General features: G+C 65.2%; 6 protein-coding genes. 3 read left to right on the top strand and 3 right to left on the bottom strand.

Annotated features, from left to right (window positions below):
• Positions 1-433 precede the first annotated feature (433 nt).
• A complete protein-coding gene (locus VNH11_20290) occupies positions 434-12,046 on the top strand; it encodes a DUF4214 domain-containing protein (GenBank protein HVA48716.1) in 11,613 nt (3,870 codons plus the stop codon).
• Between the two features lie 77 nt (positions 12,047-12,123).
• Positions 12,124-13,029 (top strand): fumarylacetoacetate hydrolase family protein, encoded by a 906-nt coding sequence (locus VNH11_20285; protein HVA48715.1) that lies wholly within the window; start codon positions 12,124-12,126, stop codon positions 13,027-13,029.
• Positions 13,030-13,083: 54 nt separating this feature from the next.
• Here the strand turns inward: VNH11_20285 and VNH11_20280 are convergent, their stop codons facing one another.
• Positions 13,084-14,526, bottom strand: a complete 1,443-nt coding sequence (locus VNH11_20280; GenBank protein ID HVA48714.1) for a Gfo/Idh/MocA family oxidoreductase — start codon at positions 14,524-14,526, stop codon at positions 13,084-13,086.
• A 175-nt stretch (positions 14,527-14,701) separates the two neighbouring features.
• Between VNH11_20280 and VNH11_20275 the strand changes: the two genes are divergently transcribed.
• Positions 14,702-15,358 (top strand): DUF4058 family protein, encoded by a 657-nt coding sequence (locus VNH11_20275; GenBank protein HVA48713.1) that lies wholly within the window; start codon positions 14,702-14,704, stop codon positions 15,356-15,358.
• A 112-nt stretch (positions 15,359-15,470) separates the two neighbouring features.
• Here VNH11_20275 and VNH11_20270 read toward each other — a convergent pair whose 3' ends face one another.
• Both VNH11_20270 and VNH11_20265 read right to left on the bottom strand, forming a co-directional pair.
• The gene (locus VNH11_20270) at positions 15,471-16,835 is read right to left on the bottom strand and encodes a serine/threonine-protein kinase (GenBank protein HVA48712.1); all 1,365 of its coding nucleotides are present in this window, start codon (positions 16,833-16,835) and stop codon (positions 15,471-15,473) included.
• Positions 16,836-17,087: 252 nt separating this feature from the next.
• Complete coding sequence (locus VNH11_20265) at positions 17,088-17,759, bottom strand: RluA family pseudouridine synthase (GenBank protein HVA48711.1); 672 nt, start codon at positions 17,757-17,759, stop codon at positions 17,088-17,090.
• Positions 17,760-17,911 lie beyond the last annotated feature (152 nt).

The following is a 17,911-nucleotide window of genomic DNA, read 5'->3' as shown; positions in this document are numbered from 1 at the left end:
AGGTGGGACCAGCGAGCTTGCGAGCGCCGGCCCACCATCATCGACGTCGCCATCGGTGGGCCGGCGCTCGCAAGCTCGCTGGTCCCACCCTACACTCCCTCTGAATTCTAAGCCTGCGCTGTGGCGATGGCGAGGTACGCGGGGCGGCTTTCTAGGCCGTCGGACCCGGACGACGGCCTGGGAAGGCCGCCCCACGTCGAGACATGGCCACCGATACTTGCCTGCCAATCCCACCACCACTTCGCCGGCCGCAAGCAAATTTCAACCGGCAGCCGCACAATTTCCTTGACTTCGCCACACTCCTGACTACACAGGAACTTACGTGCTTCAATTTCGGGGCGGCCACGGTTCATGCCCGGACCGAGAGAATAAGCCGGTTTACGGGCGACCGGCGTGCTGTAGGCGGTTTTGCCACCACTGGGAGTTATCGGCCATGAGTTTTCACCGCGGGTCCAAGCCTTCTCGTAAGAACAGCCGCCGTCAAAAGAAACCGCGCACGCTGCGGTCCAACTTTCGCGCCCCCGACTTTCTCAACCGCCTCAGCATTCTCCGCCATGAATTTCTGGAAGACCGGCGCATGCTGGCGACTTTCGCGGACAGCGCCCCCACGCTTGACATCGCCCTGCAAACGAACGACGCCCTGGCCATCGTGTCGAACGGCACCACCTACGACCTCACGCTGACTTCCGGTTCATGGAGCGGCACGGACGACGCCAACGTCAGCGGCAACGGCACCGCGACGCTGACTGTCACCGCCGCAGGCATGGCCGCCTTCACCACCGGGATCGATATCACCGACACTGGCGCCTCGTCGGGCAGCGACTCGGTGACTTTCAACGACAGCGGTGCCAACGCCTATTCCAACAACTTCACCGTCACCCTCGGCAACTCGACTGCGCTTCCCGGCTTGACGCTCAATGGCGCCTCGTCGTTCGGCGCGAATACGTTGGATGCAAACGTCGATACGAGTATCGATGTAAACGGCGGAGCGAACGTCTCGACGTCCAGCGGCAACGTCATCCTCAGCGCGAACACGGCCGCGGTCAGCAGCGGCAGCTTCGACGGAATCGACGTCACGGGCACACTCACCTCGGCCAGCGGCAGTATTCAACTCACCGGCACGGGCGGCAATGGCGGCGTCTCGGACGGCGATGGTATCTTTGTTGGCGGCGGCACGATCTCGTCAACCGGCTCGGCAACCATTACCCTCGACGGCACGGGTGGCAGTAGCCCCACCGAATCCAACGAAGGCGTCTTTCTCGACTCAGCCACGGTGACATCCGTCTCTGGGAACATCCAGATCACAGGCGCCGGCGGCTCCGGGACGGGCGGTCACAACGATGGAATCTACGCTCAGGGCACCGGAGGAGTGAGTTCGACGGGCGCCGCCACCGTCACCCTCGATGGCACCGGCGGCAGCGGCCCCTCAAGCACCAATTACGGCGTCGAGTTGTTTGGTCCGCAGGTGACTTCTGCCAGTGATACCAGTCCCGCCGTCCAGATCACCGGAACGGGCGGCAGCGGAAGCAACAACGATGCGATCGAAATCGTGGGCGGCGCGGCCGTGAAATCAACGGGCAAAGGCAATGTCGCGCTCGTCAGCACCAACACCACGACGTACATCGCCGGAACCGTCAGCGCGACCGGGAACAGCGGGAGCAACGTCCCCACGCTGACCAACGGTTCGCTGTACGTCGACTATACGAGCGGCGCCAGCCTGCCCCAGGGCCTGGCCTTCACCACGTCGACCGCTGCCGCCGCCTTGAACGTGAACGATGCAACCGGGGCGGCGCATACCTACGTCGTCACCGACTCCAGCGTTACCCGTGACGGCGCCGCGCCGATCACATACAGCGGCACGCTGGCCAGCCTCGCGATCGACGGCAACACGGCCAACTCCACCGTCTCGCTCGACGGCATCGACTTGGCCACGGGCGCCGGCGACCTCACCGTGACGGCCGACACCATCAACGTCGACGGCATTACCGCCAACGGCACCGTTTCGCTCGACGCCGGCGGCGCCATCAGCCAGACCGCCGGCACGATCAAGGGCGGCAGCCTCGCCCTGTCGGCCAGCACGGGCATCGGCTCGTCTGCGACGCCGCTGGCAACCCAGGTCAGCAACCTGTCGGCCCAAACCGCGACCGGGGGCATCTTTATTGGCAACACGGACGACCTCACCATCAATGGCGGCGTGATCTCCGGCGTGAACGGAGTACACGTCACTACCTCGGGTGATATCAGCCTGACCAACGCCGGCAAGGTCACGATCACGACCAACGGCGATAACGTCGAGGGTCCGGGAGCGGTGAGCGTCACCACCACCAGCGGCGACATCTTGCTAGGCGGCAACAACGGCTCCGGCTTCGACAGTTTCACCGGTGCCGTCGCGTCCTCGGGGGGCACGGCCACGCTCGACGCCGCCGGCAACCTGTTCGTCGGCGATACCGGCACGCAGACTTTCGGCGACATCGAAGGCGGCGGGAGCGTCGTCCTTTCGGCCGGCGGCAAGATCAACATCGACGACAGCTCGCTGGTCAGCGCCCACGGCACCGGCACCATCAGCGCCACGGCCGGAGGCGACGTTTCCATCCTAGAAACGGATTTCGGCCCGACCATTCTGGCCACCCAAGGCGGATCCATCAGCCTCAGCACCGGCGCCGGCGGCACCGTCACTCTCCACGGTGGGGCGAACCCCTCGATTGAAACCAACCGCAACGGCGGCAACGGCGATGTGACGATCAGCGCCGATGATTTTGTGCTCAACACCGCCACCGACGGTATCGACGCCGGCACGGGCACCGTCACCATCCAGCAAGCCACCACGACCGCGCGCAATATCGACCTCGGCGGCGGCACCACGGCCGGCGACCTGAATGTGAGCGATACGGCGTTGGCGGAGCTCACGGCAGGCACGGTGCGCATCGGCCGCAGCGACAACAGCGGCGATATTACTGTCACCGCCCCCGTCACCACGCACGCGGGCTACAGCACTCTGTCGCTCCTCACCGGCGGCGCGGTTACAGAATCGGGCACGGGGGCCGTCAGCGTCACGGATCTGGCGGTCGATGCATCGGGCGGAGCGGACCTCTCGACCAATCCCAGCGCCATCAGTGACGTGGCGGCCAAGAGTTCATCGGCGGGCTTCGCGCTCGTCGACTCGCTGGGCCTGACCGTGACCACGGTCGACTCGGTGGTCGGCATCAGCACCGACGGCGATCTGACCGTCAAAGCCAACACCGCGGGAACCGCCAGCGGCAATTTCGCCGGCATCGACGTCGATAGCGTTTACGTCCAGGCTGCCGGCAGCGGCAATGTGCTGCTCGAGGCCACCGGCGGAAACAGCAACGGCTCGAACTACGGCATCGAAGTCCTTGGCGGCGGCGTTGAGACCACTGGAACTGGAACCGTCACCGTCACCGGCACCGGCGGCGCCGCTGCGGGAGACGGCAATTTCGGCGTTTATGTCACTGGCGCCGGGTCGAAGGTCACTTCCAGCGGCGGCAACGTCTCGGTGACCGGACAAGGCGGCATCTCCAGCGCGTCCAACCAGGGCGGTAATGTCGGCGTCTTGGTGGCCAATAGCGCCTTGATCACGACCGGCGCCGGCGGCAACGTCTCGGTCACCGCCACCGGCGGCAGCGGCACGACCGGCGGCAACGACGGCTTCGACCTGGCGACGGGCGGCGATCTGACCGCGGTCGGCAGCGGCACCATCGGCATCGCGGCCACCGCCGGCACCTCATCGTCTGGCACGAATCTCAGCCTCTCGATCGACAACAGCGGTTCGCAGGTATTGTCGGCGGGCGGCGACATCACGGTCAGCGGCGTCGGCACCGCCGATTTGGCCGCGGCCAACGCCCTCGACGCCGGCACCGGCACGATTACCCTCACGAGCGGGACCTTCCAGCTTGAAAGCGGCGCGGGCGGCAACGCCCTGGCCGACACCAGCGAGCTGGCCGTCAATTTGCCGGCCGTGCTCGACATGAACGGCCAGAGCGAGTCGATCGACGGACTGAGCGGCGACGGCACAATCACCAACAGCGCCGCCGCGACCAGCTCGGTCTTGACCGTGGGCGTCAGCGGCGGCGGCGGCACGTTCGCCGGCGGCATCGACGACGGCAGCGGAACGATCGCTTTGACGAAGGACGGCGCCGGCACCCAGACGCTGTCGGGCACGAACGACTACACGGGCGCCACGACGGTCGGCGCCGGCAAATTGCTGGTCGACGGCTCGACCGCCGCGGCCAGCGCCCTGACGGTGCAAAACGGCGGCACGTTGGGTGGCAAAGGCTCGGCCAACGGCACGGTGACGGTCAATAGCGGCGGCAGTTTGTCGCCCGGCGACGCCCCCGCCATCCTCAACACCGGTTCGCTCAGCCTGACCAGCGGCGCGAACTTCGACGTCGCGATCGGCGGCAACACCGCCGGCAGCTATTCCGAAGACAACGTCAGCGGCAACGTCAGCCTGGGCGGCGCCACGCTGAACCTGAGCTCCTTCGGCGGCTACGTGCCGCAGGCGGGCGACGAGTACATCCTCATCAAGAACGGCGGCGGCAATCCTGTCAGCGGCACCTTCGCCGGCCTGGCCGAAGGGGCCCTCGTCAGCAGCAACCTTCTGGGCAGCGGCTTGAGCGCCTATCTCACTTATCTGGGCGGCACCGGAAACGATGTGGCGATCGTCGTCACCGGTCCGTTCAACGCCACGTCGCCCGGCGGCACGCTGAGGTTGATTCAAAGCGGCGGCAACTTGCAGCTTCGCAGCGGCGCCACGGTGCTCGATTCCCGGCCCCTGGCCAGCGTGACCTCCGTCACCATCAATGGCGCCGCCAACGTGGCCAATACGCTCGACATCGACTACTCGGGCGGCACGTTCGTCATCGCGGGCGGCATCATGTTCAACGGAGGCGCGTTGCCCGGCACTCCGAGCAATGCCCTCAATATCCTGGGCGGCTCGTTCGACACCGACACCTACACCTATACCGGCGCCCACGCCGGCAGCGTGCAGTTGGGCAGCAGCGGGCAAGTGATCGACTACACGAACCTCACGCCGATCGGCAACACCGGTACGGCGACGGACGTAGTGTTCGTCTTGCCCGGCGGCGCCGACGCCGTGCTCGAAGATAACGGCGGCATGCCGGAGCTGGCGAGCACGAACACCGCCTTCGAAGCCACGACGTTTGTTGCACCCGGCAGTTCGCTTACCATCAAAGACACCCACGGCGGCGGCACGGTCACCACGACCGCCGGTTTCGCGGCCGACTTTGACGCCGGTTTGACGATCGACGACACCACCAACACCGATGTTGTCAATCTCAACACTTTGAATCTGACTGCCGGCACGGCCGCCTTGTCGGTCACCGCCAAGACGATCAACATCGGCGCGGATATCACAACCGTCAACGACCAGACCTACACGGGTGCCGTCAAGCTCACTGCCACCGCGACTCTCGAATCGACCGCCGCGGCGGGCACGATCGACTTCAACGGCACGCTGGACACCGACGGCACGGTCCACGACCTGACGGTGGAAAGTTCCAGCACGACGTTGGACGGCGAAGTCGGCGCCGGCGGCCCGTTCGGCACGCTCACCTTCGACGGCGCCACCAGCGGCAGCGGAACCACGAACGTCAACACCGACAAAGTCGTTGCTTCGACGGTCGTCTTTGCGAACGCGGTCGTTTTGCAAACGACCAGCAATGTCAAAGCAGCCACCGCCGTCACGTTCGACAACACCGTCAACACCAACGGCACCGCCCACGACCTGGAGGTCGACAGTCCTTCGACGACCTTCAAAGGCGAAGTCGGAAAGTCGCCCGGCGACGCGCTGGGCACGTTGACGGTCGACGGCGTCACGCCGGGCACCGGCCAGACGCTGATCCACACCGACGCGATGCAGGCGGCCCAGCTCAAGTTCAACAACGCGGTAACGCTGCAAACGACGACCGCCTTGACCGCCACCAATGTGACCTTCGCCAAGACGGTCGACGGTGCCTTCGCTTTGCACGTCACCAGCAGCGGCACGACCACCTTCGACGATACCGTGGGCGTAACCGCTCCCGGCCTGACGACACTGACGCTCGACGGCACGGGCACCAGCGACCTGAACGGCGGCGCGATCAACACCAGCGGCGACCAGAACTACCAGCAACCAGTTGTCATCAGCGCTATCGGAGCCGCGATTGACCTCACCAGCACCGGCGGCAGCGTGACCTTCGGCAGCACGGTGAACGACGCCACCGCCGACACCGACGCGCTGACCGTCACCGGCGACACCGTGTTCGACAACGTGGTCGGCGGCACGCCGCTGAAGTCGCTGACCGTGACGGGCACCAGCGACTTCACCGTCCTGGCCAGCGCCGTCACCACCAGCGGCGCTCAGAACTACAACGGGCCCGTGACCGTCGGTCCGACGGGGGCCGCTCTGGACCTCACCAGCACCGCCGGCATCGTGACCTTCGGCAGCACTGTGAACGACGCCACCGCCAACACCGACGCGCTGACCGTGACCGGCAACGCCGTGTTCGACAATGTGGTCGGCGGTACGCCGCTGAAGTCGTTGACCGTGACGGGCACCAGCGACTTCACCCTGCTGGCCAGCGCCGTCACCACCAGCGGCGCTCAGAACTACAACGGGGCCATGACCGTCGGTCCGACCGGGGCCGCTCTGGACCTCACCAGCACCGGCGGCATCGTGACCTTCGGCAGCACGGTGAACGACGCCACCGCCGACACCGACGCGCTCACCGTGACCGGCAACGCCGTGTTCGACAATGTGGTCGGCGGTACGCCGCTGAAGTCGTTGACCGTGACGGGCACCAGCGACTTCACCGTCCTGGCCAGCGCCGTCACCACCAGCGGCGCTCAGAACTACAACGGGCCCGTGACCGTCGGTCCCACGGGGGCCGCTCTGAACCTCATCAGCACCGGCGGCATCGTGACCTTCGGCAACACCGTGAACGACGCCACCGCCAACACCAACGCGCTCACCGTCACCGGCAATGCCGTGTTCGACAACGTGGTCGGCGGCACGCCACTGAAGTCGTTGACCGTGACGGGCACCAGCGACTTCACGCTCCTGGCCAGCGCCGTCACCACCAGCGGCGCCCAGAACTACAACGGGCCCGTGACCGTCGGTCCGACGGGCGCCGCGCTGGACCTCACCAGCACCGGAGGCAGCGTGACCTTCGGCAACACCGTGAACGACGCCACCGCCGACACCGACGCGCTCACCGTCAGCGGCAATGCCGTGTTCGACAACGTGGTCGGCGGCACGCCACTGAAGTCGTTGACCGTGACGGGCACCAGCGACTTCACCCTGCTGGCCAGCGCCGTCACCACCAGCGGCGCCCAGAACTACAACGGGCCCGTGACCGTCGGTCCGACCGGGGCCGCGCTGGACCTCACCAGCACCGCCGGCAGCGTGAACTTCGGCAACACCGTGAACGACGCCACCGCCGACACCGACGCTCTCACCGTCACCGGCGACGCCGTGTTCGACAACGTGGTCGGCGGCACGCCGCTGAAGTCGTTGACCGTGACGGGCACCAGCGACTTCACCCTGCTGGCCAGCGCCGTCACCACCAGCGGCGCCCAGAACTACAACGGGGCCGTGACCGTCGGTCCCACAGGGGCCGCTCTGGACCTCACCAGCACCGGCGGCAGCGTGACCTTCGGCAACACCGTGAACGACGCCACCGCCAACACCGACGCGCTCACCGTCAGCGGCAATGCCGTGTTCGACAACGTGGTCGGTGGCACGCCACTGAAGTCGTTGACCGTGACGGGCACCAGCGACTTCACCCTGCTGGCCAGCGCCGTCACCACCAGCGGCGCCCAGAACTACAATGGGACCGTGACCGCTGGTCCGACGGGGGCTGCTCTGGATCTCACCAGCACCGGGGGCATCGTGACGTTTGGCAGCACGCTCGACGACGCCGCCAGCAACACCGACGCCTTGACCGTCAGCGGCAACGCCGTGTTCGGCGGCGTGGTGGGCGGCGCCAAAGAGCTGCGCTCGCTGCACGTCACGGGAACGAGCAGCTTCGCCTTAGCCGCCAGCGCGGTCACCACCGGCACAACGCAAAATTACGATGGCACGGTCACGGTCGGGCCGACGAGCAAGGCTCTCGATCTGACGGGCACCACGATCAGCTTTGGCAGCACGCTCGACGACGCCGCCAGCAACACCGACGCCTTGACCGTCAGCGGCAACGCCGTGTTCGGCGGCGTGGTGGGCGGCGCCAAGGATCTGCTCTCGCTGCATGTCACGGGAACGACCAGCTTCGCCTCGGCCGCCAGCGGGGTCGCCACCAGCACGACGCAAAGCTACGACGGCTCCGTCACGGTCGGACCGACGAGCAAGGCTCTCGATCTGACCGGCACCACGGTCACCTTTGGCAGCACGGTTGACGACGCCGCCAGCAACACCGACGCCTTGACCGTCAGCGGCAACGCCGTGTTCGGCGGCGTGGTGGGCGGCGCCAAAGAGCTGCTCTCGCTGCATGTCACGGGAACGACCAGCTTCGCCTCGGCCGCCAGCGGGGTCGCCACCAGCACGACGCAAAGCTACGACGGCTCCGTCACGGTCGGACCGACGAGCAAGGCCCTCGATCTGACCGGCACCACGGTCACCTTTGGAAGCACGGTTGACGACGCCGCCAGCAACACCGACGCCTTGACCGTCAGCGGCAACGCCGTGTTCGACGGCGTGGTGGGCGGCGCCAAAGAGCTGCTCTTGCTGCACGTCACGGGAACGAGCAGCTTCGCTTCGGCCGCCAGCGCGGTCACCACCAGCACGATGCAAAACTACGACGGCGCGGTCACGGTCGGGCCGACGAGCAAGGCTCTCGATCTGACCGGCACCACCATCACCTTTGGCGGCACGCTCGACGACGCCGCCAGCAACACCGACGCCTTGACCGTCACGGGCGACGCCCTGTTCGATGGCGTGGTGGGCGGCCTACACGCCCTGAAATCCTTGTCGGTGACGGGTACGGCTGACATTGAGGGGGGCGCCGTCACGACCACCACCAGGCAAAGCTACGCCGGAGCGGTGACGCTCTCGGCCGATACCACGCTCAACGCCACCACGGTGACGTTCGCCGGTACGCTGAACAGCGACACCACAGCCCGAGTTCTCACGATCCACGGTGCGGCCACGTTTGACGGCGCGGTCGGCGGCGCCAATCCCTTGAAGTCGCTGTCGGTGACAGGCACGGCCGACATTGAGGGGGGCGCGGTTACGACCACCACCACGCAGGATTACGGCGGAGCGGCGACGCTCTCGGCCGACACTACGCTCAATGCCACCTCGGTCACCTTCGCCAGCATGCTGGACAGCGACGCCACTCCCCGTGCGTTGATGATCAACGCCGCGGTGACCTTTGATGGCGCGGTGGGCGGCCTATTCGCGCTGAACTCGCTGTCAGTGACCGGCACGTCCAACCTCAACGGTGGCCTGATCAGATCCGCCGGCGCTCAGAGCTACGGCGGCGCAGTGCAGGTAACGATCGACGACACGTTGGCCACGCTCAACGACAACGCCAACGTGACCTTCAGTTCGACGGTCGATGCGCTGAATCTCGGCGGCGCCGCGCTGACGATCGACACTAGCGGCGGCCGCGCCTTCGGCAACTTTGGCGTCGTGCAGTTCGAGGGTAAGGTGGGCGGCCTCCATCCGCTCGCCGCGCTGACCATCACCAGCGGACCGTTTACGCTCAACTCCGGCATCAACGTCACTACCACGGGCAACGTCCTGATCACCGTGGCCGAGGAACAGCACGACGAAGCCGGCGGTCCGAAAGACAACCTGGAGCTCGGCGGCGGCTCCACGTTGACGTCGAGCGGCGGCAACATCGAGCTGCGGGCCGGCGACAATCTGAAGATCGACGCCGGCAGTACCCTCGCGGCCACCGCCGGAACCGTCACCCTGCGGGCCGATTTCAACAACAACGATACCACCCCCGGTGCCACGATCGATCTCGATGGCGCCATCAACTCGCCCACCATCAACGTCTTCAGCGGGGCGGGCAACGACACGATCAACCTCCAACAAACGCTGGGGGGCACCACCACCAACATCAACGCCAACGGCGGCGGCGACACCGTCAACATCTCGTCGACCGCCGGCGCGAGCGGCGCGGGCGTCGTCTCCGGAATTGCCGGCACCGTGAACGTCGCCGCGGCCGGGGCCAACAATACGCTGAACCTCGACGACGGCGGCGACGCCACCAGCACTTCCGGCACGCTCACCGCCACCAGCATCACCGGGCTGGGCATGGCCGGAACCGTGAATTACAGCGGCCTGGCACAAGTCTACGTGAATTTGGGCACCAACGCCGCCCTCGATTTCAATGTTCAAAGCACGCTCGGCACCACGCCGGTCAATCTCAAGGGACAGGCCAGCGGAACCGTCGACGTGGGCGACCTGGGCCATCGCCTCGACGGCATCGCCGGACTCTTGGTCGTCGATAAGGTGAAAACCCTCGATCTCAACGATCAAGGTTCGACCAGCGGGCAGGTGTACAACATCGACAACATGTCGATCGGCCGCCCCTTGAACGCGCCGCACGTGCTCGTCGAGTATCTCGACATGGGCGCGGGCACGACGGTCGAGGTGAATGGCGGCAACCAGCTTGGCAGCCAGTTGGTCGACGATACGTTCAATCTGTTCCTACCGAACACCGCCACGAAGAATGCCGACGGGTCGGCCGGTCCCGGCGAGTTGCCGATTACGACGACGTTGAAGCTCGACGGCGGCACCAGCCCCGGCGGTTTCCATAACAAGCTCAACGTGGTCGTGCCGCAGACGGCCGCCGCGACCGGAAACGTCTACCACGCGCACGTCGGCAATTTTGGTAGCGCCGACCCGATTCAAATCCAGAACATCCAGAGCCTTTATATGTATGGCTCGCCGGTCGATTCCAACGATCTGGCCAACGACACGAGTGCGTTCGGCGTGCTGATCGGCGGCCTCAACGCCGACACCCTGTTGGGCGGCACGGGAGAGGACGTGCTGTTCGGCGGAGGCGACACCAGCGGCACGGGCGAGAGCCTCGCTGCCCGCAGTGCAACGAGTTTCGTCTTCGCCGAGTTCGCTCCGCAATACAACGCCGACGGCACCGTCAGTTACAAGCAGTTGACGGGCAACGGGAACAGCACGGTCAACGCCGGCGGCGGCACGGCGGTCGCGGTGACGCCCAACACCGAAATCAACAGCGCCAGCGACGTCGTGCAGGTGAACGGCCGGATCGACGCGCTCACGTTTCTGACGGCGCGATTCGCGCCGGTGACGTCGCTGCCCAGCATTTTCCAACAAGCGCTGGCCGGCGACCCGGTGCTTTCGGGCCTGACGGCGCCGCCGGCGGGTCCGGCCCCGCTGCCCGTGGCGCATCTAGGACCGAGCCCGACGCTGAGCCAGTTGCAGGACTACGTGGCGGCGGCCTTCCAAGACGTGTTGGGCCGCGCGGCGTCGGCCGCCGATGTGTCGTATTGGGCCGGGCAGTTGGCCGGCGGCCTCTCGCGGCAAGACTTCGCGACGGCTTTGACGCACAGCGACGAGTATTACGCCGACAAGATAATCACGCCCGCTTACGAGATGTATTTGGGGCGCGCTGCCGACGCCGCGGGCCTGGCCTACTGGACCAGCCAGTTGCGCGACCACGGCCTGACCGACGAGGAGCTGGAAGCGGGCTTCATCGCGTCGGCCGAGTTCTACACCAACGCGGGCGGCACGGACTCGGGCTGGGTCAACGCCCTTTATCTGAAACTACTGAACCGACCGGCCGATGCAAACGGCCTATCGTTCTGGCTGGCGCAACTGGCCGGCGGCGAATCACGAGAACAGGTGGCGCTGGGCTTCACCACCAGCCTGGAACGCGAAACCACGCGCGTCACCGGCGACTACCAGACCTTCCTGGGCCGCTCGCCCGACCAGGCCGGAATCAACTACTGGGTCAGCGAGTTCGCTCAAGGACTGATGACCAACGAAGACGTGATCGCCGGCTTCGTGGCCTCCGACGAGTTCTTCAGCAAACACTCGTAGCAGAGTCGCGTGCCCGGTTCTCGCTCGGTTCGGCGGCGCCGCCGGGCGCGGCGGTGGCTGGGCACCGGGTGCATTCCATGCTACAACGCCTGTTTTACAGTCCGATTACGACCACCGGAGAATATGCCATGCGGCTCGTCAGTTATCTTTCCGCCGATGGACCACGCATCGCCGCCGTGCGGGGCGAGCGGTATATCGACCTGTCGGCGAGCGGGCTTCCGTCTTCCATGCGGGCCCTGCTCGCTCTGGGAGACGACGGGCAGAAGCGGGCCGCTCGCGCCGCGGCCGAAGGCCCCGAAATCGACCCCGCCGCGATCAAAAAACTGCTGGCCCCCGTGCCCGACGCGCAAAAAGTGATTTGCGTCGGCTTGAACTACGCCGATCATGCGCGCGAGACCGGCGGCACGCCGCCCGATGAGCCCGTCATCTTCAATAAGTTCCCCACGGCGCTGATCGGTCATGGCGAAGCGATTGTGCTGCCGCGCGTCAGCCAGCAGGTCGATTATGAGGCCGAGCTGGTGGCCGTCATCGGAAGGCGAGGACGCGATATTCCGCGCGCGCGGGCCTATGAGTACATCGCCGGCTATTGCCCCGGACACGACGTTTCGGCCCGCGATTGGCAAACGGGCAAGCCCAGCCGGCAATGGCTGCTCGGCAAGACCTTCGACACCTTCGGGCCCTGCGGCCCCGCCATCGTCACGAAGGACGAAGTTGCCGATCCGTGCAAGCTGGGCATTCGCTTTCGGCTGAACGGCGAAACAATGCAGAACTCGAACACCGACCAGTTTATTTTTCCGGTCGACGAGTTGGTGGCCTACGTCTCGCAGGTTTGCACGCTGGAGCCGGGCGATCTGATCTTCACCGGCACGCCGCCCGGCGTCGGCGTCGCGCGCAAGCCGCAGGTCTTCCTGAAGCCCGGCGACGTGGCCGAAGTCGAGATCGACGGGCTGGGGCTGCTGCGCAATCCGGTAGTTGGCGCGTGAATGCGTAGGGTGCGGCAAGCTCGCTTGTCCCACCCTACAGTCGGCTCTCGCCTCCTATGCCACTTTCTCGGGCACCACGAACGGCGCGCGGTAGTCCCGCGTCAGCATGCGGTTGGCCTGCTCGTCGCCGACGAACAACTCTTTCTGTGAGTCGAAAGCAAGCTTGCGGCCAAGCAGGTAATCGATCTCGTCGAGCTTCAGCCCGTTGCGCGTCAGGTGCTGTTCCATCCGGGCCAGCGTCTCGTAAGCCTCCTTGTTGTCGCCGAAGGCTTTCGTCTGCGGATTGAAAGGAACCTTCTCGCCCAAGCGATACGAAATGTTCGCCAGATGGCAAAGCGCCGACGAATAGTGGCCTTCCAGAATGTCGGCGTTCAGCTCCGACTGGTTGCGGCTGCGGACAGCCGAAATGAAGTTGGCAAAATGGTTCTTGCCCGGCCCGATCGGGGCGCTGGGAATCGGCTCCGGCTGGGCGCTCCCCTTGGGATAGAACTGCTTGCGTGTGACGAGCCCGCCTTCGCAATGGAAAACGTTGTCGCTGCCGTGGCCCGTGTGGGCAAAGTTCTCGGTGGGCAAGCCGCGCACCTCGAAGATCAACTGGGCGTCGCCGTAGTCGAACACGGCGATCTGCGTGTTGGCGGTCTGGCCCTGATCTTCGTAGCCGAAGCGGCCGCCGAGGCCGATGACGCTCTTGGGGAACGTGGCGCCGTCGATGCCCCACCGGGCGATGTCCATCTGGTGAACGCCCTGGTTGCCGATGTCGCCGTTGCCCGTGTCCCAGAACCAGTGCCAGTTGTAATGCACCAGGTTGCGGTGGAACGGCTGCTCCGTCGCGGGGCCGAGCCAGAGATTGAAGTCGAGATAATCGGGCGGAGCTTCCGCCTTTTTGAAGCCGATGCTGGGGCGCGGCTTATAGACCAGGCCGCGTGCGACTTGCAGCTTTCCGGCCTTGCCCGATCGGACGAAATCGACCGCGCCGGCCCAGTCGCTATCGCTGCGGCTTTGGGTGCCGTGCTGCACGATGCGGTTGTATTTGCGGGCCGTTTCGACGGCGATGCGGCCTTCGTGAACGTTGTGGCTGCACGGCTTTTCGACGTACACGTCTTTGCCCGCCTGGCAGGCCCAGATGGCGATCAGCGAGTGCCAGTGGTTCGGTGTGGCGACGGTGATCACGTCGAGTTCTTTGTCGTCCAGCGCCTTGCGAACGTCCTGGATTGCCTGCGGCTTGCGGCCGGTGAGCGACTCGACTTCCTTCACGCGGCGCTCGAGCACCTTTTGATCGGGATCGATCAAATAGGTGATTTCCACGCCGGGGAGCGAAGCAAACTGTTTCAAGTGTTCGCCGCCGCGTCCGTTGAGTCCTGCGATGCCGACGCGGATGGCGTCGTTGGCACCCCGCGCTTTGGCCGATGCTTGGGTACCGGCGAAGGTGGCAACTCCCGCGGCACCGGCGGCGGCGAGCGAGGTTTTGAGAAAATGGCGGCGGCTGGATCGCGACATGGCGGGTGACTCCTTATATGGCGGGGCAGTGTTCAACACGCATCAACATTTTACGATGGGTGCCGGCGAACACAAGACTCATGCGGCAGCTCGATCCGCGCAGCGCGCAAGGGACGGTGGATGCAAGAGTCGCGGCCGATTAGAATGGTCTGCCCTTCCACGCTGAGCAATGACAATGCCTAATCCCTTTCCAGGAGTGAATCCGTATCTGGAAGATCCGGGCGTATGGCCCGATTTCCATTCGGAATTCATAAGCTGCTTGCGGCACCAAATTCGACAGCGGCTGCCCCGCGGTTACCACGCTCGCATCAACGAGCGAACCCTGCTGTTTGACATGACAGGCGATTTCGGGCAATCGCGTGAAACCTACGTTCAGATTTATCATCGGCCCGAACGTTCGCTCGTCGGAATCATTGAATTGCTTTCGCCGACGAACAAGACCGGTCAGGGCCGGGGCGATTATCTGGCAAAGCGCAACGCGATTCTCTGTCAGCCGGTGCATCTGGTGGAACTGGACCTATTGATTGGCGGGCAGCGACTGCCCTTGGCGAAACCCCTGCCGCCCGCACGCTATTACGCCTTCGTTTCGAGGGCCGACCAACGGCCCATGTGCCAGATCGTTCCCTGGGGCGTCCGCCAGCCATTGCCGACAATTGCCATCCCCTTGCTGCCGGGCGACCCTGATGTCGCCCTGGAGCTGGGGGCCGTTTTTGAGGAAACCTACGAGCGGGGCGGTTACGACAACGACGTGGACTACACTGCTCCTTCGCCGGCACGTCTCGACGACGCCGATTCGCAATGGGCGGCGGAACTCGCGCGGCAGGGTTCCTAAACGTTGATTGGCTTTGGCGATGGTCTACGTCCAACACGGTGGGCCGGCGCTCGCAAGCTCGCTGGCCCCACCTTACCTCCAAGGTGCAGCCGATATGGCTGGTCGAGACCGCTTACGGCGAAGTGGCCGCCGCGTAGATCAGGCCGATGACGACCGCCAGAATCGTGCCGATGGCCGTGATCATGCCCACGCCGATCAGTATCTTTACCAACGGCGAGATGTCGCCAAACTGCGATTGCCAGATGCTCGGCTCCAGCGGATACATCGGCACGGTCTCTTGGCTCGCCATGCCGACCGGCTGGGTGCCCAGCGAAAGCTGGCTGGGACTCTCGACCTGGCTGGGGTCTTCGGCCGGCGGCGAGACGAAAATCGGCGTGGTGTCGCTGAGCGTGGGCACCGGGCGGGGCGGAGAATAGCTCAACTGCACCGGAGCCGCCAGGGCCGCCTCGCGGCGCGGCTCCATCGTGCCTTCCACCCACGGAGCCAGGCGGGCCATGACGTCATTGGCCGTGGGAATCCGCTCTTCCGGCGCCTTGGCCATCATGTCGGCGATGACTTCCACAAATTCGTCGCTGAGTTCGGAATTCAGCCGACGCGGGTCGAGCGGGTATTCGTGGCAGTGTTTGCGCGCCTTCTCGCGGGGCGTGCCGCCGGGAAACGGCACCTTGCCCGTGACGGCGTAGTACATCGTGCAACCCAAGGCGTAGATGTCGCTCACCGGCGTGGGCCGCTCCGGAGCGGTGATCTGCTCGGGCGCCAGATAGTCGGCCGTGCCGACCACTTTGCCGCCGTGAATGTCGGTCTGCTCCGGATCATTGAAGTAGCCCGACAAACCTAGATCGGAAACCTTGGTGTGCCCGTCGTTCGTGACCAACAAATTGCCGGGCTTGACGTCGCGGTGAATCAGGCCGCGGCTGTGGGCGTAGGCCAGCCCCCGCGCGCCCTGCGAAATGATCGACGCCGCCGACTGCATGCTCAGCCGGCCTTCGCGACGGATCAAGTTCCGCAAGTTGTTGCCCGGAACGTATTCGGTAACCAGGAAGTGGACGTTGAGGTCGTGGCCGGCATCGTAGGCGCGCACCAGGTTTTCGTGGTCGAGCTGGGCCTGGGTGCGTATCTCGCGAATGAAGCTGGCGACGGATTCGGGCGTGGTCTTGTGCGGCGGCAGCACTTTGACGGCGACCATGCGCCCCATCACCGAGTGCTCCGCTTTATAGACCTCGCCCATGCCGCCCTTGCCGAGCGAGTCGATCAGGTGGTAGGCGCCGAGCGTGAACTTGATCCGGCCCCGGCCCAATTCCTGGGCCTGCCAGCGGTTGATCTTGCCCAAGTCGATCAGCTTCTTGGCCAGCCGTTCGTCGCTGACAGCCCCGCTCTTATGCCGCTCGGCGCTGGCCAGCGCAATGGCTTCGTCCAACTCCTGACGGGTCAGCAGTCCGCTGGCAATGGCAGATTGTTGGAAAATCGACTTCGACACGAGACGGATCAGGCTCCAGAATCTTACAAGGCCCCGGAATTCTCACGAATTCCGCGACGCACCGCACCTCCACATTAACACGGCGATCTGCTTTTTCCAAGGATATACCTTGACAACGGCGGGCGTCTTGCCGCTGCAACGCGGCCGAGGGCCGCGTCTGCCGACAAACCGCGGCGCGAGGCCGCGTGTCGCGTATTCAAAACCCCTGCGGAAGCCGGAAAGTTCCGCCCTGCTTCCAAGATGAGGCCATCGTCAAGGTTTCAGTCCCAACGCGCTCCATGCCGCCGGAGGCTCGGCCTTCCAGATCATGGCCTCGTCGCGCGTGGGATGCACTAATTGTAGCATACGAGCGTGGAGGGCAATCCCCTGCGAAAAAGTTTCGCCGCTGCCGTACTTGCGGTCGCCCACCACCGGCAACCGCCGGCCGGCAAGCTGCACGCGAATCTGGTGCTTTCGGCCGCTCTCAAGGGTAATTTCCAGCAGCCAGCCGGCCGCCAGGCGCCGCAGACGGCGATACGTCAGCCGGGCAAGCTGGGCGCCGGCCGTGCCCGGCTCGACCACCCGCATCCGTTGCCGCGGCTCGTCCTTGGCGAGCCAATCGACGCACGTGTCGCTCTCGGCCGGATTGCCCGACACCACCGCCCAGTAGAGCTTTTTGACGGTCTGCTCTCGAAACTGTTCGCTCAGCCGGGCGGCCGCCTTGGACGTGCGCGCGAACACCACCACGCCCGACACCGCGGCGTCGAGGCGGCTGACCGTGCCGAGATAAACCTTGCCCGGCTTGCGGTACTTTTGCTTGATATACTGTTTGGCCAGCGTCAGCAGGCTGGATTGGTGCGCCTCGGCGCCTTGGGTGGCAATTCCGGCCGGCTTGTTGACGACCAGCAGGTGATTGTCTTCATAAATGACATCGAGCTTCAGCACATTCGAATCAGCGTAGTTGGCTATAGAGGGGTAAAGAGCGGGGACGCCTCGAAAGGGTTAAGGTTGAGTTATTGTTTTAACCAACCCCAAACCCTGTTTTTAGGAGGTCGTCCCCGTGAGCAAGAGCAAAGCCTATCGTTCGACGGAAGTCA

This window comes from Pirellulales bacterium (assembly GCA_035533075.1).
GTDB lineage: Bacteria > Planctomycetota > Planctomycetia > Pirellulales > JAICIG01 > DASSFG01.
Note: the sequence above shows the minus strand (reverse complement) of the source record. Positions and strands in the feature narration are given on the sequence as shown.